The organism is Mycobacterium sp. D16Q16, assembly GCF_002013745.1.
Lineage (GTDB): Bacteria > Actinomycetota > Actinomycetes > Mycobacteriales > Mycobacteriaceae > Mycobacterium.
In genome coordinates this window covers 1-19621 of the sequence record NZ_MAEY01000006.1, presented here as the reverse complement: position 1 = coordinate 19621, position 19621 = coordinate 1, and the positions used below count along the sequence as shown (strand labels likewise).

Annotated in this window: 16 protein-coding genes; 7 read left to right on the top strand and 9 right to left on the bottom strand. The window is 63.6% G+C overall.

Annotation, left to right across the window (positions count from 1 at the left end; genetic code table 11):
• Positions 1-78: 78 nt before the first annotated feature.
• Both B4394_RS08730 and B4394_RS08725 read right to left on the bottom strand, forming a co-directional pair.
• Entirely contained in the window at positions 79-1551 is a 1473-nt protein-coding gene (locus tag B4394_RS08730; protein WP_078314783.1) for a serine hydrolase domain-containing protein, read from the bottom strand.
• A gap of 265 nt (positions 1552-1816) precedes the next feature.
• Positions 1817-2437, bottom strand: a complete 621-nt coding sequence (locus B4394_RS08725) for an FMN-binding negative transcriptional regulator (protein WP_078314782.1) — start codon at positions 2435-2437, stop codon at positions 1817-1819.
• 140 nt (positions 2438-2577) lie between these two features.
• Between B4394_RS08725 and B4394_RS08720 the strand changes: the two genes are divergently transcribed.
• Positions 2578-3837, top strand: coding sequence for an MFS transporter (locus tag B4394_RS08720; RefSeq protein ID WP_078314781.1), 1260 nt, complete (start codon positions 2578-2580; stop codon positions 3835-3837).
• A gap of 28 nt (positions 3838-3865) precedes the next feature.
• On the opposite strand, the gene B4394_RS08715 is transcribed toward B4394_RS08720, so the two are convergent.
• Complete coding sequence (locus B4394_RS08715; RefSeq protein ID WP_502688519.1) at positions 3866-4426, bottom strand: TetR/AcrR family transcriptional regulator; 561 nt, start codon at positions 4424-4426, stop codon at positions 3866-3868.
• Between the two features lie 253 nt (positions 4427-4679).
• Here B4394_RS08715 and B4394_RS08710 point away from each other — a divergent pair, with 253 nt between their 5' ends.
• Complete coding sequence (locus B4394_RS08710) at positions 4680-5084, top strand: MmpS family transport accessory protein (protein WP_078314779.1); 405 nt, start codon at positions 4680-4682, stop codon at positions 5082-5084.
• On the top strand, positions 5081-8011 hold the full coding sequence (locus tag B4394_RS08705; RefSeq protein WP_078314778.1) for an MMPL/RND family transporter: 2931 nt from the start codon (positions 5081-5083) through the stop codon (positions 8009-8011). The genes B4394_RS08710 and B4394_RS08705 overlap by 4 nt, the downstream gene beginning before the upstream one ends.
• Before the next feature lie 11 nt (positions 8012-8022).
• On the opposite strand, the gene ppc is transcribed toward B4394_RS08705, so the two are convergent.
• The 6 genes from ppc to B4394_RS08680 form a co-directional block, all read right to left on the bottom strand.
• Entirely contained in the window at positions 8023-10812 is a 2790-nt protein-coding gene (gene ppc, locus B4394_RS08700) for a phosphoenolpyruvate carboxylase (protein WP_078314777.1), read from the bottom strand.
• A gap of 86 nt (positions 10813-10898) precedes the next feature.
• Complete coding sequence (locus tag B4394_RS08695; RefSeq protein ID WP_078314776.1) at positions 10899-11732, bottom strand: SDR family NAD(P)-dependent oxidoreductase; 834 nt, start codon at positions 11730-11732, stop codon at positions 10899-10901.
• A 115-nt stretch (positions 11733-11847) separates the two neighbouring features.
• Complete coding sequence (locus B4394_RS08690; protein ID WP_078314775.1) at positions 11848-12636, bottom strand: DoxX family protein; 789 nt, start codon at positions 12634-12636, stop codon at positions 11848-11850.
• A gap of 159 nt (positions 12637-12795) precedes the next feature.
• A complete protein-coding gene (locus B4394_RS25095) occupies positions 12796-12951 on the bottom strand; it encodes a hypothetical protein (RefSeq protein WP_099051630.1) in 156 nt (51 codons plus the stop codon).
• A 104-nt stretch (positions 12952-13055) separates the two neighbouring features.
• Entirely contained in the window at positions 13056-14555 is a 1500-nt protein-coding gene (locus B4394_RS08685; RefSeq protein WP_078314774.1) for a PPE family protein, read from the bottom strand.
• Between the two features lie 278 nt (positions 14556-14833).
• Entirely contained in the window at positions 14834-15598 is a 765-nt protein-coding gene (locus tag B4394_RS08680; RefSeq protein ID WP_078314843.1) for a DUF1906 domain-containing protein, read from the bottom strand.
• Positions 15599-15667: 69 nt separating this feature from the next.
• Between B4394_RS08680 and B4394_RS08675 the strand changes: the two genes are divergently transcribed.
• The 4 genes from B4394_RS08675 (at position 15668) to B4394_RS08660 (ending at position 19608) form a co-directional block, all read left to right on the top strand.
• On the top strand, positions 15668-17332 hold the full coding sequence (locus tag B4394_RS08675) for an ABC-F family ATP-binding cassette domain-containing protein (RefSeq protein WP_078314773.1): 1665 nt from the start codon (positions 15668-15670) through the stop codon (positions 17330-17332).
• A gap of 327 nt (positions 17333-17659) precedes the next feature.
• Positions 17660-18499 (top strand): SH3-like domain-containing protein, encoded by an 840-nt coding sequence (locus B4394_RS08670; protein ID WP_078313044.1) that lies wholly within the window; start codon positions 17660-17662, stop codon positions 18497-18499.
• 29 nt (positions 18500-18528) lie between these two features.
• Positions 18529-19221, top strand: coding sequence for a thiocyanate hydrolase subunit gamma (gene scnC / locus B4394_RS08665; protein WP_078313043.1), 693 nt, complete (start codon positions 18529-18531; stop codon positions 19219-19221).
• A gap of 21 nt (positions 19222-19242) precedes the next feature.
• On the top strand, positions 19243-19608 hold the full coding sequence (locus B4394_RS08660) for a thiocyanate hydrolase (protein WP_078313042.1): 366 nt from the start codon (positions 19243-19245) through the stop codon (positions 19606-19608).
• Positions 19609-19621: the final 13 nt, after the last annotated feature.

The following is a 19621-nucleotide window of genomic DNA, read 5'->3' as shown; positions in this document are numbered from 1 at the left end:
CTTCCGATAACGTTCTTGCATCAAGGCGTGCGATCTCGTGATCGGTACGGGCGCAGTCGTTCTCGGCTGCGAGCCCAACTAGTTGCTGTAGAGACGCAGAACCTGCGCCGCTGTGGTGGCGATGTCGCCGCTCAGCCGCACGACCGGCGGGCCGCCGCGCTGATGGATGACGTTCGCCAGAATGGCTACGTACGTGTCCGAGCCCGGGTCTATCCACAGCGATACCCCGGTGAAGCCGGAGTGGCCGAAGCTGCCGATGGGAAAGAGCATTCCGCGCGGCTTGGATAATTCGGTATCGATATCCCAGCTGAAGCCGCGCAGGTTCTGTCCCGCAATGGCCGGGTAGCTTGGCGCGAGCAGGGGATCTGTTGGGTTAGGGCCCTTTTCGATGGCCTGGCGGGTGGCGTTGTTAGCGGCCGCGAGTTGCGTGGGGGTATGGCCGGGCTGCTGCGGACTCGTCATCAATTCCAGCGTGGATTGTTTCAGCGGGAACGGGCTCGGCCGCCCGGCGAGCCGATCGAGAAGCGCCTGGGAGTACCGGCCGACGTCATCGGCGGTCGAGAACACGCCGGCGCTGCCGGCCACACCGCCCATCCGGCGCGCGGTTGGGTCATGCACGGTGCCGCGAATCAGATGGTCGTAATGGGGGTTGAGGCCCGGGGAGTCTTCGTCGTGCGCTGTCGGCGCGATGCGTGTCAACAGATCGGTGCTCCAGGTGCCCGGCAGGCACGGGGCGCCAGTATGCGCGGTCTTATCGAAAGCAATTGCCGTACCGATGATTTGGTGCTGCCCGCACGCCTTGGCTGCGGGCAGGTACCGTGTGTCGGCCATGCCCAATGGCGCAAAGACGTTGTCCTGCACATAAACATCCAATGGCTCGCTGGTGATCTTTTCGATCAGTGTGCCGAGGATGATGAAGTTGATATCGGAATAGTGGAACGTCGTGCCGGGATCGAACGCCAACGGGGCGGTGAGTGCGCGATGGATGCCGTCTGCCTTGTCGGCCTCCATCAGGCCCCAGGGGCCCTGATGGCTCAAGTCGCCTCCGATACCCGAGGTGTGCGTGAGCAGCATGCGAAGCGTCACCTGGGCGCGGCGTGGATCGTGGGCGGGGTTGAAGCCCGGCAGGTATGTCTGCACGGGTTCGTCGATTGCTACCAGGCTCTTTTCGTACAGCTGGAGAAGGGCCACGCTCGTCCCGAGAGGTTTGGTCAACGATGCCAGGTCGAACATCGTGTCTTCGGTCATCGGCTCGGCGGGCGCGGGCGACCCATCCAGGCCGGGTTCGTCGGGGAGCTTGCGCCACCCGAAAGCCTGCCGGAAGGCAACCGTGCCGGCGTGTCCGATCTCCACCACCGCACCGGGCAGCCGGGGTGCCGCAACCGCGTCGTTTACGAGGCGGGTGACGGGGGCGAAAGGGCCTTGAGGAACGACGCTCGGCGCAGGGATCTGATGCGCCGAGTTCCCGCACGAGGGCACCCCCGCCAGGGCAAACAGGACTGCGATGGCGGCGAAGGCCCGGGCGACGCACGATCCCGATACCGTCACCAGATCGACGGTAGTGGAGTAGCAGGACCACGAGCTTTCAAGGGGGCGTTCAGAGCTGTCGGCCGAGAGAATGGATGCATCAGCTGACCAGCTCCCAGGGAAGGTGGGCGGTTGGGGATGTCTATGAGGCAGTCACGAGTCGACGGGCTGTACGTGGATTTCTTCACCGAGTGTTGCGCTGGTCGGGTCTTGTGGGCGGGTCGCGCGACGTCCTTGCGCTGGAGGGACTGCACCGCTCGTTGCAACGCATCAAGGAGACCACCGAGGGCTAGTCTCCGGAGCTCCGGGTCTCCACGTAATCGGCGACGCGCTGGTCTGCCGGGTCGGGGGACTGACGCAGTCCATCGATGACACCGGTGCGATTGCGTTCGGGCTGGTTCTGCGACATCTTTGTCTTGCCTTCGACACGATCGATGCTCAGTTCGATCCCGACGATCGCGCGTATCTGTGCGGTGGTGAATGGCTCTGGCGCATCATCAATTCCCCACGGTGACTCCCTGTTCTGTTCATGCCGGTCCGTGAGTTCGGCGACGAGCGTGCGTACCCAGTCGGCATCGTCATGAGCGGTGAGGGTGCCGTGCACGGTGATGACTTCGTAGTTCCAGGTGGGCACCACCTTGCCGGTCTCGTCTTTGGTGGCATAGAAACTCGGGGAGATGTATGCCTGTGGCCCGGGAACGATCGCGACGGTCGGCCCGCTCCGTTGCCAGTGCGGGTTGGCCCGAGATACATGCCCCACCAGGGTGTTGGTCGCGGCCCGATAGAGCAGAGGAACCGGAGTCACCAGGTATCCGTCGGCGTCATGCGTGACGAGGTGTGCCAGGCCGACTTCGGAGAGTGCCGCAGCTGCCTCGTCATCCCGCATCGCGAAGTTCTTCGGTACGTACACGAGCTCATTGTCCTTAACTGCTGTTGGTGAAGCGAGTGATATACGCGGGCTTCGCCCTGTAAGGGCGTGCGATCTCGTCCCCAGCGGCCCTGCCGCGTGACCACCTACAGTGGTTGTTCGAAGAACATCGAGAGGACCGTATGTCTACGGAAACGCCTGCTACACGCCTCGAGGCGGATGTCCGGGTGGTGCAGCCGCGCGCCTTCCTGCCGGTCTTTCTGCTCGCCTACTTCGCCTCCGCGGTCGCGCTGCTTGCTGCCGGGGCGGTGAGCATCCCCTTGCGTCTCGCCGAGCTTGACCCAGAACACAAGACGCAGGCGCTGTCGCTGACGATGGCTCTCGGCGGAATCGCGATCATCGTGGTGACACCGCCGCTGGGCCATCTCAGTGACACGTCGACCTCGCGATTCGGTATCCGCAGGCCGTTTCTTGTGGGAGGCACCCTGATCGGGGCGGTGGGTCTGACGACATTGGCCACGGCGCCGACGGTCGGGGGAGTCGTCGCTGGTTGGTGCATCACCCAGATGGGTTTCGCGGCAACGCTTGTGGTGTTCAACGCACTATTGGCAGATCAAATATCGGTCGCTATCCGCGCACGTGTTGCGGCGGCGTTTGGCATCTCGACCAGTCTGGCGCCCGTGGTCGGCAGTGTTTTCATCAACGTCCTGCCCAACGACCCCCGATGGTGGTTCGGTCTCCCGGCGGTGCTGGCGCTGCTGTTCAATGCCGCCGCGGCGTTTGTTCTGCGCGACATCGTCCGCACCCAGCGGCTTCCCCGCAGCTGGCAAGCGATCCTGGCCAGCTATTGGATAAATCCAAGGAAGCACCAGGATTTCGCGTGGGCGTGGATCTGCCGGCTCTTCGTCACGATGTCGGTGCTGTTGGTCACTGTCTACATGCTGTACATCGTGGCAGGCACCCTGGGGTTGTCCGAGCATGAGGCGGCCGCCAAGTACGGGATCATCATTGGCGCCTTCCTGGTCACCAACATGCTCACCGCGGCGGTGTCCGCATGGTGGTCGGATCGCACCGGACGGCGCAAGGGCATTGTCTGGACCTCATGCCTGATCACCGCGGTTGGCTTGGTGATCCTGTTGCTGTTCAAAGACTTTCATGCCCTCCTACTCGGCGCGGCGGTAATCGGAGCCGGGCAGGGCGCCTACGCCGCGGTGGACTTGGCGCTGATGACGGAGGTGCTCCCCGAGACGGAGTCCTCTGGGAAAGACCTGGGCGTGGTGGCCATGGCGTACCTGCTGCCGCAGCTGCTCGTCCCCATGTTGGCAACAGCGCTATTCGGGTTGCACCATGACCAAGGAGATTTCAGCGTCCTGTACCTCGCGTCGATGATGCTGTCGGTTCTCGGTGCGCTGGCGGTGCTTCCGATCAAAGCCGTGCGCTAATAGCGGCCGTCCGCGGGATCGGATGCGGTCACTCGTCGTGGGGTCCGATGTAGGACGCCACCGCGGAGTAGAAGATCTCGACGTAGATGTCGATCATGTGTTGGCGGTTTAAGTCGGGGCGGGATTGCCACCAGTGGCCGAGGCGCTCGGCTGCCCCGGACATGGCGTGAGCGAGACCTTCGGCGAACAGCTCAGGTATGCCAGGCCGATCCTTGATGATCAGCCGGTAGGTCGTCTGGATGATGCCCAGCCGCAAGTCGGCGAGTTCTTCACGTGACTCGGTGGGCAGCACTGCGGCGCTGCCGTCAATGAGCTCCCACCGTTCGGGGCGGGTCTGGACGAGTTCAAAGAACAGGCCGGCGGCGGTGGCGAATTGCTCTCGCACCTCCAGTGTGGAGTCCACCCGCGAGATAAGGGCCTCTATGAAGTCGGCTTGAGCCCGGCGGGCACAAGCCAGATACGCCCCATCTTTGGTGGTGAAGTGGCGATAGGCAATGGGCTTCGTGACCCCCGCGGCCTGGGCGATATCGCCCAACGACACCGCGGCGAAGCCACGCTCAAAGAACAACTGCTCGGCGGCGTCGAGCAGGTGACTGTGACGCAGCACCCACGGTTGACGCGTCGAGCTGGTCTCCATGGCTCAACAGCCTAACTCCACTTGTTACTTCTGGTAACAAGGGCTATGTTACCCGTAGTAACAATGGACCTGTGGCCGGCACAAGGAGCATGTGATGAGGGGATTCGATGGTCGTGGTGCGTTCCGCTCCCGACACACCGCCTCGAAGACGAGCAGTCGCAAACGGTCGAGTGGCCGCGCTGGGCGAATCCTCGGCACGTTGTGGATGCCCTTGGTGGCGCTGATCGTGATCGCGGTCGTCGCGTTCGGCGTCAATCGGATTCGAGAGAAGTCGCAGGCGATCAGCCACCCTCCGACTACCCGTCCGATTCCGGCCACGGTTGTTCAGATCAATCCCAAGAACGTCACCTACGAGGTGTTCGGCAATTTGGGAGCTAGCGGGAAAGTGTCCTATGCAAATCTCAACAGCGAACCGGTTGATGTCGTGCTGACATCACTGCCGTGGTCTGTCTCGGAAACCACGATGTCCTCGGCTGCGTCGCTGAGCCTGGTGGCTCAGGTCGACGGGGATTCGTTGGGCTGCCGTATTCGGGTCAATGGCGAGGTCCGTGAGGAACAGGTCGTCAACCATGCCAGCGCCGCAGTCGCCTGCACGGTGACGGCAGCATGACCTCGGGTCAGCAGCCGCCGGAGGACGCGGATACCGGTCCGGTGCAGATATCTTCGGCACCGCCGGTGGCGAAGGAACCCGAGAAGCGCTCTGCGCCAGTGCGATTGCTCCGGGTACTCGCGATTCCGGTGGTGATTTTCTGGGTGGTGGCTGCCGCCGCCCTGAACATCTTCGTGCCCACCCTGGAAGAAACCACCGCGGCCAACGCCAAGGCGATGATTCCGCGTGATGCACCCTCGTCGGCTGCCGCCATCACCCAGGGGCAGGACTTCCAGGAGTCCGATTACACCAGCATGGCCGTGGTTGTCCTAGAAACAGAGGGCCGCACGCTCGGCGAGCAGGACCACCGCTACTACGACGAGATGGCCCGCCGTCTGCTTGACGACAAAGAGCATGTGCAGTCGCTGATGAATCTGTGGGGCGACCCGGTCACCCGGTCGGGTCAGCAGAGCGCGGACGCGCAGGCCGCAACGCTGACCGTCAGACCTGCCGGAGATTTGGGCGATGCCGACTCCAACAGGTCGATCAAGGCCATCCGCGGCATCATCGAGAAGCTGGATAAGGACAAGCCCGAGGGTCTCACGGTCTACGTGAGTGGCCCCGCCCCCCTGGCCTCGGACACCCTCAACGCCGCCGATGAAAGCATGGTCACGCTGACCATCGTCACCGTCGTGGTGATCATCGCCATGTTGCTCATCGCCTACCGGTCCTTCACCCGGGCGATCATTCCTCTTGTTGGCGTGTTGATTACGTTGGCCACGGCGCGCGGTGTGGTCTCGCTTCTGGTCGAAAATCACGTCATCGGGATCTCGTCGTTCGCGATGAACATGGCGGTGTCGTTGGTTCTGGGTGTGGCCACCGACTACGGGATCTTCTATCTCGGTCGTTTTCAGGAGGCCCGGCGCGCGGGGGAGGACCGGGAGTCGGCGTACTACACCTCGGTGCGCAGCGTGGCTCACGTCGTCCTGGGATCGGGCATCGCCATATCGGGTGCGTGCCTGTGCCTGAGCCTGACGACCCTGGACTACTTCCGCACGCTCGGTCCGCCGTGTTTCGTGGCCATGGTCGTGGCCGTTATCGCGGCGCTCACGCTGGGTCCGGCGCTGTTGACGCTGGGGAGCAAGGTGCCCTGGTTGTCCGAGCCGGCCAAGACCAGCCCGGTCTGGCGCAAGCTGGGCACGGCCATCGCCAAGTGGCCTGTCGCGATGATCGCGGTTGCGGCGCTGGTGATTCCGTTGTGCATCGCGAACCTGGCCAACTACACGGTGAGCTACAACGATCGTGATTACGCACCCAAGAGCGTCGAGTCGTCTCGCGGGTACGACGCCGCGGATCGGCACTTCCAGCCGAGTCAGCTCTCGATCGACACCTTGTACATCAAGGCCGATCACGATATGCGCAACACCACCGACATGATCAGCCTGGATCGCATCGCCAAGAATATTGTTCGCACGCCCGGTGTTTCGATGGTGCAGAGCATCACCCGTCCCAACGGGCGCCCGCTGGAACATGCCTCGCTGCCCTACGCGATGGGTTCGATGGGAACCAAGATCGGCCAAAATCTGGGGTTCCTGAAAGACCGCGTCGCCGATATCGACACCATGGCCGCCCGGATGGGCGACATGATGCAGTTGAGTAAGAACATGGCGGACATCACCGGCCAGCTGTCCGCCGGTACGCACATGTCCGTGGAAGCTTCGCGGGGTCTGAAGGCCGCGATGGACAAGACGCGCGACAACCTGGCCACCTTCGATGACTTCTTCCGGCCCGTGCGCAACTATTTGTACTGGGAGCCGCACTGCTTCGACATTCCGATCTGTTGGGCCATGCGCTCGCTCAATGAATCGGTCGACAATATCGACGAGGCGACCTCGCAGCTGGGCCCGATGGTCGATGGCCTGAGCATGGTGGACGCGGCCACGCCGCAGATGATCACGCAGCTCAACGCGATGGTGCAGAACATGGCCGTCATGCAGCAGCTGACCTTGACGATGCAAAGCCTGTTCCACGCCACCATCGCCCAGCTGGAACCGATGATCAATCCGATGGTCGATATGGGCAAGGCGTTCGACAACGCCAAGAACGACGACTTCTTCTTCATGCCACCGGAGTCATTCAAGACCAAGGATTTTCAGACCGGCCTGAAGTTCATGATGACACCCGACGGCAAGGGCGCCCGAATCCTGATCTACCACCAGGGCGAGGCCATGAGCCCGGAGGGCATCGATCAGATCCAGCGGGCCGAGACCGCCGCGCACGAGGCGATCAAGGGGACATCGCTGTCCAATGTTGATCTGCTGGTGGCCGGTGCATCTGCCAATTACCGTGACGTCCAGGCATTTTCCCAGAACGACATCCTGACGATGATGCTGGCGACATTCGGGCTGGTGTTCCTGATCGTCATGGTCATTACCCGAACCCTCGCCGGCTCGGTGATTGTGCTGATCACCGTGGTGCTGTCTTTCCTGGGCTCACTGGGACTGGCCGCGTTCATCTGGGAAACACTGATAGGAATTGAATTGCATTGGCTGACACTGCCCATTGCGTTCATCGTGCTCGTCGGCGTGGGCTGCGACTACAACCTGCTCTTGCTTTCCCGGTACCGGGAGGAGTTGCACGCAGGTATCCGCACCGGCCTGATCCGCACCATCGCGGGGTCCGGCAACGTCGCCGTCACCGCGGCCCTGGTGCTGGCCGGCACCATGCTGGCGATGCTCTCCAGCGATGTGGTCAACATCGGCCAGGCCGGATCCACCATCTGCATCGGACTGATCTTCGACATGATGATCGTTCGCCTGTTCCTGGTCATGCCGCTAGCCCGGATACTCGGACCATGGTTCTGGTGGCCCCAAAAGCTGCCCACACGCAAACGCGCCACCTTCAGAGACGAGCCCGAACTCGGCCCGCGGCCAGACGTCAGCGCGTGAGTATGCAGCGGCTATCCGCTGTTGCGCAGCGCAGTGGCCAGACCGCTCATCGTGAGCAGTATCCCGCGCTGCACCAGTTCGTCCTGGTCGCCGGAACGATATCGACGCAGCAGTTCAACTTGTAGGTGGTTAAGCGGCTCTAGATAGGGAAAACGGTTGAATACCGAACGTGCCAGTGCGGGGTTGTCGGCAAGCAGGTCGTCGTGTCCGGTGATCAGCTGATGCATGGCGATGGTTCTGTCGTGTTCAGCCACGATCTTGTCGAAGACCCGGTGCCGCAGGGCTTCGTCGTCGACCAGGTCTGCGTAGCGGGCGGCTAATCCCATGTCTGACTTGGCCAGAACCTGGGCCATGTTGGACAGGATCGTCTGAAAGAACGGCCATTGACGATAGAGCTGCTGTAACACCTCAAGTCGTCCGTCGCCTTCGGCGATCCACTGTTGGATCGCGGCTCCCGTGCCGTACCAGCCGGGCAGCATCACCCGCGATTGGCTCCACGCCAAAACCCATGGGATGGCGCGCAGGTCGGCGATCGATGTGGTGGGTTTCCGCGATGTGGGCCGACTGCCGATGTTGAGCGCCCCGATCTCGTTGACTGGTGTCGAAGCCTTGAAATACTCGACAAATCCTGGTGTTTCGTGCACCAATTCGCGGTAGGCACGCTGGGCGCGCGCGGCAAGGTCATCGAGTATTTCGTACGCCGCGCCGGCCGCCTGCCCCAGACCTTCGACGTCGAGCAGCGTCGACTCCAGGGTCGCGGCCAGCAGTGTCTCGAGGTTGCGATGGGCGGTACGCGGCTCGGCGTACTTGGCGGCGATCACCTCGCCCTGTTCGGTAATACGCAGCGATCCGGACACCGCCCCCGGCGGCTGCGCCAAGATGGCGTCGTAACTCGGACCACCGCCGCGGCCCACGGTGCCCCCGCGACCATGAAAGAGCCGCAATCGAATTCCGGTCTTACGTGCGGATTCCACCAAGTCCAGCTCAGCGCGGTAGAGCGCCCAGTTGGCGGCCAGGTAGCCACCGTCCTTGTTGGAATCGGAGTACCCGAGCATGACCTCTTGGCTTTCGCCGCGGGCCGCCACCAGGGCGCGGTACAGCGGAAGTTCCAGTGCTGCCTCGAGAATGGCGGAGCCGCGTTGCAGATCGTCGATCGTCTCGAACAGCGGCACGATGCCCACTGGGCAGAATGGCCGTGGCCGTGAAGCGTCCAGCAGACCGGCCTCTTTGAGGAGAATCGCCGCCTCCAACATATCCGAAACGGATTGGCACATCGAGATGATGTAGTTGGGAACCGCTTTGGGGCCGTAGGTCTGAACAGCCCGCGCGGCGGCGGCGACGATATCGAGCTCCTTGCGGGCTAGCTCGGAGAGCTCCGCGTCCTCGCCGATCAAGGGACGGCGAGTACGTAGCTCGGCGAGCAGTACCTCGATACGCTCGGGCTCCGACAGCGATCGATAGTTGGAGTGCACCCCGGCCCACGCGAGTAGCTCGGACACCACCTCTTCGTGGACATCCGAATTCTGCCGCATATCTAGACCGCTGAGATGAAAACCAAAGACATGCACAGCTTCTCGTAGCGCTAACAGACGATCGTCGGCCAGCACCACGCTGCCGTGCGCGCGTAGCGAAGCATCCACGACGTCAAGGTCGCGGAGCAATTCATCCGGCGTGCGGTACGGACTCAGGTCGAGATCCAGATCATGCTCCGGCATCTGGTCAAGGATCTGGGCGGCGGTCGCGGTGAGACGCGCATGAATGACGCGCAGTGCACGACGGTAGGGCTCGTCTGCCCGCTCGGTCTCGCCACCTTGTTCGGCCAGCGCGGTCAGGTCGGCAGAAACCGTGACCAGGCGGATCGATAGGGAGAGCTCCTGCTCCAGTGCTACCAGTTGTTCGAAGTAGTAGGCAATGGCCGTCTGGGCGGCGCTGCTCGTCGCAAGATGCACTACCTCGGCGGTGACGTTCGGATTTCCGTCCCGGTCGCCACCGATCCAGGAGCCAGGCCGCAGGATCGGCTCGCTGAGTAGTTGCGTATCCGGCCACCGGCGGCGTAACGCCTTGCGGACCTCGGCGTTGATCTCAGGTATCACCTCGAAGAACGCCGCCTGGTAGTACCGCAGCCCGACTGCGATCTCGTCTTGAATTTTTAGCCGGGACAAGCGGATCAATGCCGTCTGCCACAGTGTGAGAATCTGCCGCCGTAGTTCGTTCTCGATATCGCGGCCGGTCTCGGTATGTGTCAGTCCATGCATCCTCAGCCGCATGAGTTCGGTAACGCGATGCTGGGTATCGAACACGGTACGGCGGCGTGTCTCGGTAGGGTGGGCGGTGATAACCGGTGACACCAGCGCGCCGGTCAGCGCGTGCGCGACGCGGTTCGAATCTATCTGCGCAGCATCGAGTTTGAGGTACGTGGCAGCGAGGCTGCTGTCCTGCGGTGGTGCGCCCGCGATGACGTGGACGGCGCGACGACGCTCCCGATGGATATCCTCGGCGACATTGGCCAGCAGTGCGAAATGGGTGAAGGCCCGGATGACGGGGATGGCTTGGTGAATGTCGACGCCGTCGAACAGGTCTGCCAGCTCAGCGCGGTCGATCTCCGATCGGCGCACCCGGAAGGACTCCACGCGCGCCCGCTCGACGAGTTCGAAGACCTCGTCGCCGCACTGCTCACGTACCGTTCGGCCCAAGATGGTGCCCAGGAGCCGGATGTCTTCACGCATCGGCTCGGTGGCCTCCCGGCCCACCTGTGTCCGGGTTACCGCGCCTATCGGTGCAAGATCGGAAACCTCAGCCATAAGTAGAGTATCGGTGGCGACAAGGCTGCCCGCACGATGAGCGCCATGATTGTTTACCGATCAGCACCCGATACGTCGGTGCGTATCTACGTGATCGACGCGATGGTGCTGTCCGACGCTGCCGGTGAGAACAAGTCGATCGCCGGTAGCAGGGCACGCAGCACGGCGGGGTTGACCTCCACCGGTTGATGAGTAACCGCGCGCACGATCCAGCGACCGGCCTCCTGTGCGGACAATGCGACGGCGCCGTCGTATTCTGCTGTGGGTGCGATCATTTCAGTGCGCACGAGCGGGAAGTGCACGTTGGTCGCGTGCACGCCGGGGTGTGGCCGCTCGGCATTGAGGCTACGCCCGAAGATCGCCAGCGCGCTCTTGGAGGCCGCATACGCGGAGAAGCGCGGAAAAGTGTTGGCATGCAAGGCCCATGTACAGACATTGACGAATTGGCCTTGTCCGCGCTCCATCATTCCGGGTAACAATCCGAGGGTCAGCTGCACGGGCGCGAAGTAGTTCAGCGCCATGGTCCGCTGGTAGTCGTGCAGGCGGTCGGTCGCATCGACAATGTGACGGCGGATGGAGCGTCCGGCGTTGTTCACCAGCACATCCACGTGCTGATCGGCGAGATCCTGCAGCAGCCGTGCGATCTCGGCCTGGTCGGTCAGGTCGCAGGTGCGCCAGTCGCAGCCGGTCTCCGCCGCGAGTGTCTGTAGCTCGTCTGCACGCCGGGCCACCCCGATGACGCGGGCCCCCCGGGCGCGCAGTTGGGTGACGGCCTGTCGGCCGATTCCGGCTGACGCACCGGTGACCACCACCGTCAGTTGGCTGACGTCACGACCCGGGCCGGACAGCAGGGAGTCGATCCGTGCAGGTAGCAGAGTGCGGCGCTGGACAAGCTCCTGGACGGTACGGCTAACGGACACGGAATCCCTCTCAGGTCGCGGGGGCCACCCGATACCGGATATGACCACACGGTCATATTAGCGGATAGGGTGGACCTGGACCGGGCCGGCCGCGACGCGGGGGGATCTGCCCGCGCTAGCGGCCGAATACGCGGGCGAGTCTGCGGAGTTTGGGAGGTGGGTCGGCGGCAAGGGCCTCAATGTGATGACGGCCTTTGCCGGCGGCACTTGCCAGCTCCGAGCCGCGCTCTGTGAGTAGTTCTGTGAGTTCACTTCCGCGCTGTGCGGCAATCTCGGTCAGCTGGCTGCCGCGTCGTTGAGCGGTCTCGGCGATCTCGGCTCCGCGTTCCCGGGCGTACTCGGCGATCAGCGGGGCCTTCTCGCGTACGGTCTCACCGAGCTCCGCGGCTTTGGTCTGTAGTGAATGCGAGGGATGTTCTGCTCCGGGGATGGCTGAGGCAACGGCGGCGACGGCGTCGCTGGCAGCTCTACGGGCGCGCCACGACAATCCGGGCCGTCCCTCGGTATCGATACCGGCGATGATCAATCCGCCCAAGAGCGAGATGTTCTTCCAGAAGTGAGTCTTCTGCTGCAACTTGAGGTCGGGATCGGGTTCGCGCCAGAATGCCTGGTCCGCCAGGGTCGCTGGAACCAAGGTGCCGGCCAGTGTCCATGCCGATATCCGGGGAAATCTACCGCTGGCAAGAGCCAGCCCGGCGGCAAGCTGAGTAGCCGCATGGATGCGCACGTAGGTCTGAGGATCTCGTGGCAGGTATGTGGCCACCGAGTCCGGCGCGCTGTCTAACAGATTGTTGACCAGCGGTTCGGCCACGTCCGCCGACACGGCAGGACGGCGGAGGCCGTCAACTCCCGCCGCAACGAAGATGGACGAAAGCATCGGACGCGCAATGCGTCGTACCAGCACAGTAACCTCCAAGAAGTTCGCGGAAAGTGAAGGGCCCCAGAGCCGACCGGCCTGAGCCAATTCAGTCGGGCTGTTCCCGGAAAGCTCGACTACTAAACATCCGGAAAACGCTCAGTCAGATAGGCGCACCCGGTCGGCGTCGCTTATGCGGCGGTGCACTCAAAACCACACCTTGCGGCCCGCAACCGGCCTGCCTACCGCCCCCAGGATCCACAGCACGGCCCCGGCTACTACGAGGACTATTCCTATTGTCTGCAGAATCGGAACGGCCAGTACGTATCCCAAAACGGCCAGCAGAATGCCCAAAATGATCATGATGTCCCTCTCCTTGCCTAAGGCAACTGGAGCCTTATGTGGGAGGGCATACCCGCTCGGAGTAACACTGAAACATCGACCGTGAGCACCGGAAGCGCGAGGAGTCAGCGTGCGGTGTCATCCCCATCAACGCCCCAGGTCTGCGGCAGCATCGGGCTGGTCCGGCTCTCGGGTGCGTCCCCTGCGAGGGTGGTCAATCCGGCGGCCTCGGTACCCGTCGACGCGGTGCGGACGCCGGCGAAGCCAAGCCTGCCCGCACCCGTGGTGGAGGCTCCCACTGTCACCGGACCGTCAGGGCCGGAGGGGATTTCGGTGTCCAAGGTGGCGTATTCGTGGCGGTAGCCGCGGTCCTCGGCGGTTCCGCGACGGCGCCTACGGCTTCTGGCCTTTCCGGGATTGCAGGCCAGTGCCGCGGCGGCCGCCACCGCACTGCTCGGTGCGTGGGCCACGGCTCCGGTGCTGTGACCCATGGTCGGCCCGAACCCGAATCCGGGACCATCGCCCCGAACCGCGTAACCGAGGCCTTCGGCTCCCGCGGGTGGCGGTGTGGGCGCCGGGGCAGAGCTGGGGGCAACCGTGGAGGTGGATGACGGGGTGGGCGCGGCCGAGCTCGCCGTGGTCACCGTTCCACCGCTCATCGCGACGGCGTTCGGTTGCTCCGCGCGTGGATGGACGACCTCTGCGGGTAGGTCGGCCGGTGGCGCCACCGGCATCTGGGACAGGCTCCCCAAGGTGATGGCGAGCGGGAGCGAGATGCCTGCCGCGGGGCCCAGGATTGCGGCGTAGATAGGCGTTCCCATCACGCCAAATGTTGCGGCATAGGCGAATACGAAGAACAGCGGCTGCCAGGTAACCAGGGCGGCGGCAGGGTTGGTGGAGAAGTCGATAATGATCTGAATGATGGTGCCGACGGGGTCGGTGATCAGTCCCTTGAGCGCGCGATACATGCCTAGGAAGTGTTGGGAATTCGCCAACAGCATCTCAATGGGGTCGTTCGGGTCAGGCACGATGGGCGGCGGCTTGGTGGCGTCCTGGGCCGCGGCCCGTGCGGTGCCATCACTTTCTGGCGAGAGCAGTACCGGTGACGGGAGGGTCGGCGGCGCTGCCGTCACCGAGGTCTCGGCGACGGCCTGATAGGTGCTCATCACGGTGGCGGCCTGTATCCACATCCGAATGTAGTCGGCCTCATTGAGGGCGATCGGAATAGTGTTGATACCAAAGAAATTGGTGGCGATCAGCGCCCCGTGCGTCGCGTGATTGGCGGCGAGTTCGACAAGGGTGGGCATAGTGGCCAGCGCCTCGGAATAGGCCGTCGCCGCCGTCTCTGTTTGCGCCGCGACTCCCGCGCTGGCCGTGCTGGTCTGCTGTAGCCAGCTCAAGTAGGGCACGTGTGCCGCCTGGTATTGCTCTGAGCTGGGGCCATTCCATGAGCCTGCTCGCACCGAGCCCAGCGTCGTGGTGAGTTCCGTTGCTGCGGAGGAGTATTCCGTGCTCAGCGCGCGCCAGGCGTCTGCGGCCGCGAGCAGAGGGCCGGGCCCGGGGCCACTGCTGAGCAAGGCGGAATGTACCTCGGGAGGAGCCGCCATCCATACCGGAGCTGTCATGAGCCGTTGCCTGCGCCGCTGATCGGACCGACTGTGGGGGAATCAGTTTCGCAACTCATCATCTGACCGGTTTCCAGGGCGACGCGCGGGCGGCCCTGGCGCCTCCTCTCCAGTGCTCGCTGACCGGCTATGAAATGGGTCAGCCAACAAAGGTTAGCGTAACCTTCCTTCGATTGGTGGTGTCCCTCGGTGCGGGAGATCTGGTTCCGCTGCGGTGCTGGATATCTGGGTGCCCGGGTACCCGCGCGATGGCGGGCCTGGCCTGCATCTCACGATGCTTACCGAGGCAAGTCCCACTGTCCGAAGTCGGCTGCGAGAACGTCGTCGACGTCCACATGTACGTCCCCGATGAGCGGTCCCGGGGTCGAGGCGGTGTTGACCGCGCTTTGGTACAGCACGGCCGCAGGCTCACGCGCCCCGCCGGACCAGGCACGTGTCTGCCAGGCCCAGCGATACCCGCCGGTCGTTGAGTGCCCGATGACACCGTCGCTGATCGCCCACCCGCACGCGCGGGCGTGACCGTAGATGCCGGTGCGGCGAACGCCCAATACGGCATTGATGCCCTGGAACCATTGAACAGCAACCGTTTTCCAAGTGTTCTGATCGATATCCTCATCGACGCTGAAGAAGATCGGGGCCGAATCCGGTCCTCCCGCGGCGCCGTGCAGCCGCAGGGCGGTCTGCGCATCGGCCACGCCGCCGTCGTAGCCGCGGGTGAAGTCTGATGGGGTGGGCCAGCCCGGCTTGCCGTACTGGTAGCAACTGACGACGTGAAGTCCGACCGCGCGCAGCCCAGCGGCGTAGTCACGGGTGACGGGTTTGAAGTCGAAGGTTGCGCCCGGCCGCAACTCGGACACGTAGACAAGGGCACCGGCGTAGCCCGCGGATTTGATCTGTTCCGGGGTAACCAGACGCTCGGTGAAGTCGATCAGCCGCATACCGTCCGCGAATGCGTGCGGGGCAAGGGCTATCGGAAGACCCGCGAGGATCGGCACGGCCAACGCGTATCGAAGGGCGTCGCGCCGTGAGACCGACAGGTGCATGGCGCGATGGTAGCGGTCCACTGCTTACGCGTGGGGCCTGTTGCGGTGTGGTGATGGGACGATGAACCCATGACCGCAACGCTTGTCGCGAAGAATGTGGCCGGTGGATTCGCCCACCGCACCCTCTTCGAGGCGCTCGACGTGACCGTGGCGCCCGGCGATGTGGTTGGCGTCGTCGGCGCCAACGGTGCCGGCAAGAGCACGCTTCTGCGGATACTTGCCGGGGATCTCGAGCCGCTCGAGGGTTCTGTCAGCGCCGCGCCGGCCGACGCGTTCATCGGGTGGCTCCCGCAGGAGCATGAGCGGGTGCCGGGAGAAACCGTCGCCACCTACATCGCGCGCCGCACGGGATGCACCGAAGCTACGCAAGCCATGGAAGCTGCGGCCGCGGCACTGGCCGACGAGAATCGGAGCCCCTCGGAGATCGATCCGACCGACGCCTACTCGGCCGCGTTCGATCGTTGGCTCGCCTCTGGCGCGGCGGATCTCGACGAACGGTTGCCCGCGGTTCTGGTTGACCTGGGCCTCGGCTCGGATGCGGTGCGTCCGCAGTCGACCCTGATGACTGACCTGTCGGGTGGACAAGCGGCGCGTGTGGGATTGGCGGCGCTGGTGTTGTCGCGGTTCGACGTCGTTCTGCTGGACGAACCGACCAATGATCTCGACCTGGACGGGCTGGCTCGGCTAGAGGAGTTCGTCCGGGATCTGCGTGGTGGCGTGGTGTTGGTGAGTCACGATCGCGAGTTTCTTGCGCGCAGCGTCACCCACGTTCTCGAACTGGACTTGGCGCAGAACACCACCACCGTCTTCGGTGGCGGTTACGAAAGTTATCTGGAAGAGCGTGCGGTTGGTCGGCGGCATCGACGCGAACAGTATGAAGAGTTCGCCGAGAAAAAGGCTGACCTTGTTGCGCGCGCACGTACTCAACGGGAATGGTCGAGCCAGGGTGTGCGCAACGCTATGCGTAAGGCCCCCGATAACGACAAGATCCGGCGTCGCGCGGCCTCCGAGTCCAGCGAGAAGCAGGCGCAGAAGGTTCGGCAGATGGAGAGTCGGATCGCCCGGCTCGAGGAGGTCGTGGAACCCCGTAAGGAATGGGTGCTCGAGTTCACCATCGGTGCAGCGCCCAGATCGAGCTCTGTCGTCGCGACTCTCGATAATGCCGTTGTGCGACAAGGGGATTTCGTTCTCGGGCCGGTGTCGCTTCAGGTTGATACCGGTGAGCGGATCGGCATCACGGGCCCCAACGGGGCAGGAAAGTCCACCTTGCTCCGCCTGCTCTTGGGGCGCCAGCAGCCCGACGAGGGCCGCGCGAGTATGGGTGCAAACGTTGCGATCGGCGAGATCGACCAGGCGCGTGCGGATTTCACCGGAACGGACAGGCTCGTCGATCGCTTTGAGCAGCGGGTGCCGGCGTGGTCGACGGCCGATGTGCGCACCCTGCTCGCTAAGTTCGGTCTGCGCGCCGATCATGTGGAACGCCGGGTGGGCGAGCTTTCGCCCGGTGAGCGGACCCGGGCAGGCCTAGCGCTGCTACAGGCGTGCGGCACGAACGTGTTGGTTCTGGACGAGCCCACTAACCATCTCGACCTCGCCGCCATCGAGCAGCTCGAGGAGGCGCTCGAGACCTATGACGGTGCGTTGTTGTTGGTGACGCATGACCGCCGGATGCTGCAGAACGTTCGGTTGGACCGTTCGTGGATGGTTGACAACGGTGGAGTGACCGAGCTTTAGTCGTAGATTCAAGTACTTTGCTGTACCTGCCATCCGTCGGCCCTTCCGCGTCCGCTGGCCCGAGGGTTGCGGCACGTGTCGAGCGCCAGGGCCTCGCACAGTGAGGAATGGGCGTAGCCAGTATCTATTGATCTTTTCGGGTCGGAGAGACGGTGCGCGGGCATGCGGTCAGGGACTCACGTCACGCCGGTTTTCCCTAGGGTATCCGGCATCGGTATTGACGTAGCTGAAAAGTATTGTCGCCGTAATCCAGAACTGCTAGCGTCCAAGTCTTAGGGAGCTCCGCGCTTCTGTACCAACGTTCCGTACGACAGCAAGGGGACGTTCATGAGTACTGCGTCCGAGCGTGCGGCACGTCTGGACCTGGTGGCGCGCTTGAAGTCGTCCTATCCGGAGATCGTGGATGCGCCGACTCCCGATCTCATCGATCACAACTACTTCACCGCGTACATGAAGACCTCGCATGACGTCGGTGGCGAGCCGGATGCACCCATCAAGTACGAGAACAAGCAATACGAGAAGTGGGAGGAACTGACCTACGTCATGTGCGAAGTCCTGGCATGGCGCGGGATCTGGCTTTCGGAGGAGCGGCGCCGGATCGGGAACGTCGACGTGGGTCGCACTATCTACCTCGGGCTTCCGTACTACGCGCGCTGGCTGTGGGCGGTCGGCCGGGTGCTGGTGGAAAAGCATCACATCAGCCTGGGGGAGCTGAACGACCGGATGCTGGAGGTCAAGACTCGGTATGCCGGAGGCCTGGAAGGCAGGACTCCGGAAGCGCGGCCAAAGTGCGAAGGCGACGGCGCCCAGGTGAGGCGCAACGCGCACCACATCGAAGCGGTCGGCAAGGGCGACCCGCAGGTTTATGCCGGGAAGGCGGGCAAGCCCCGGTTTCATGTGGGCGACGCAGTCGTCGTGCGTGAGGAGCCTGCGCTGTTCTACACCCGCACACCGGAATACGTTCGGGGCGCCACCGGCGAGATCGCGGCCGTCGCATATGAGACCCCTGCGGCGGAGGATGAGACATGGGATCGCCCGGACGCCACGCCCGAATGGATGTACATCGTGCGGTTCAACCAGTCCAAGCTGTGGCACGGCTATACCGGGGCCGCGATCGACACCCTGCAGACGGAGCTTCCTGAGCGGGCTTTGAAGGCAGCCAGTTAGACCTATCCGGATCGAGAGGGATCAGCGCCATGACCAACGATCACGATCACACTCGCACTGTTGCCCCCATGGTGGACGAGATCACCGACTTCGAGGTCCTGGAGATCGCGTTGCGCGAATTGTGTATCGAGAAGGGAATTTTCACCGCCGAGGATCATCGGCGCTTCACCGAGTTCGCCGAGCAGATCGGTCCAACTCCTGCCGCGCGTCTGGTGGCCCGGGCGTGGCTCGATCCGGAATTCAAGGAACTCGCACTCACCGCACCGATGGACGCCAGCAAGGAGGTCGGTGTCGATTGGTTCGAGCCGACCGGGTGGGGCACCCCCAGCGACTTCATGGCATTTCAAATATTGGCGAACACGCCGACGTTGCACCATGTCATCGTCTGCGCCTTGTGTTCCTGCTACCCGCGACCGATCCTGGGAAATTCCCCCGAGTGGTACCGCACACCCAACTACCGCCGCCGACTTGTCCGCTGGCCGCGTCAGGTGCTCTCCGAGTTCGGGCTCAACCTGCCCGACGACGTTGAGGTCCGGGTGGAGGATTCCAATCAGAAGCATCGGTTCATGGTGATGCCCATGCGTCCGGACGGCACTGAGGGCTGGGATGAGGATCAGTTGGTCGAGATCATTACCCGTGACTGTTTGATCGGCGTCGCCCTGCCAACGGTCGGCGTCACCACCAACGTCATCGTCGATACTCGTCCGGCCGTCCATCCGTAACCGAGTGAGAGCCGAAACATCATGGAGACAGAGGGTCTGGGCTCGGCCGGAGGAGTTGTCAGCGAGTCTCTGCAGGACATTGTGCGGCGTCATCAGGTCTGGCCGGAGATGGCGGCAAAGTACGGAGTCGCAAACCCCGTACCGCCATGGAAGACCAGTCTGGATGGCCTCTGCGATGCGCTCGACCACGCCGCCTGCGGCGATGTCCCTACCTTCAAAGAGCGGAGGGATGAGGAGGACGCGCTTTCGGCCTCCCTGTATTCCAGCCTGCCCTATCCCGAGAGTCAGCTGGTGTCACTCGCGCACTCGCTGGTCGCCCGCGGCGTCATCGACGATGCCGAGCTTCGGCGACGGCTCGCGAGCGTTCGCGCCCGGCTCGAAGCCTGAACTGGGGATACCG

Excerpts from the sequence above, each read along its gene's own strand:
- B4394_RS08720 (WP_078314781.1), top strand. The coding sequence starts at position 2,578 with ATGTCTACGGAAACGCCTGCTACACGCCTCGAGGCGGATGTCCGGGTG.
- B4394_RS08710 (WP_078314779.1), top strand. The coding sequence starts at position 4,680 with ATGCCCTTGGTGGCGCTGATCGTGATCGCGGTCGTCGCGTTCGGCGTC.
- B4394_RS08705 (WP_078314778.1), top strand. The coding sequence starts at position 5,081 with ATGACCTCGGGTCAGCAGCCGCCGGAGGACGCGGATACCGGTCCGGTG.
- ppc (WP_078314777.1), bottom strand. The coding sequence starts at position 10,812 with ATGGCTGAGGTTTCCGATCTTGCACCGATAGGCGCGGTAACCCGGACA.
- B4394_RS25095 (WP_099051630.1), bottom strand. The coding sequence starts at position 12,951 with ATGATCATTTTGGGCATTCTGCTGGCCGTTTTGGGATACGTACTGGCC.
- B4394_RS08685 (WP_078314774.1), bottom strand. The coding sequence starts at position 14,555 with ATGACAGCTCCGGTATGGATGGCGGCTCCTCCCGAGGTACATTCCGCC.
- B4394_RS08680 (WP_078314843.1), bottom strand. The coding sequence starts at position 15,598 with ATGCACCTGTCGGTCTCACGGCGCGACGCCCTTCGATACGCGTTGGCC.
- B4394_RS08675 (WP_078314773.1), top strand. The coding sequence starts at position 15,668 with ATGACCGCAACGCTTGTCGCGAAGAATGTGGCCGGTGGATTCGCCCAC.
- B4394_RS08670 (WP_078313044.1), top strand. The coding sequence starts at position 17,660 with ATGAGTACTGCGTCCGAGCGTGCGGCACGTCTGGACCTGGTGGCGCGC.
- scnC (WP_078313043.1), top strand. The coding sequence starts at position 18,529 with ATGACCAACGATCACGATCACACTCGCACTGTTGCCCCCATGGTGGAC.
- B4394_RS08660 (WP_078313042.1), top strand. The coding sequence starts at position 19,243 with ATGGAGACAGAGGGTCTGGGCTCGGCCGGAGGAGTTGTCAGCGAGTCT.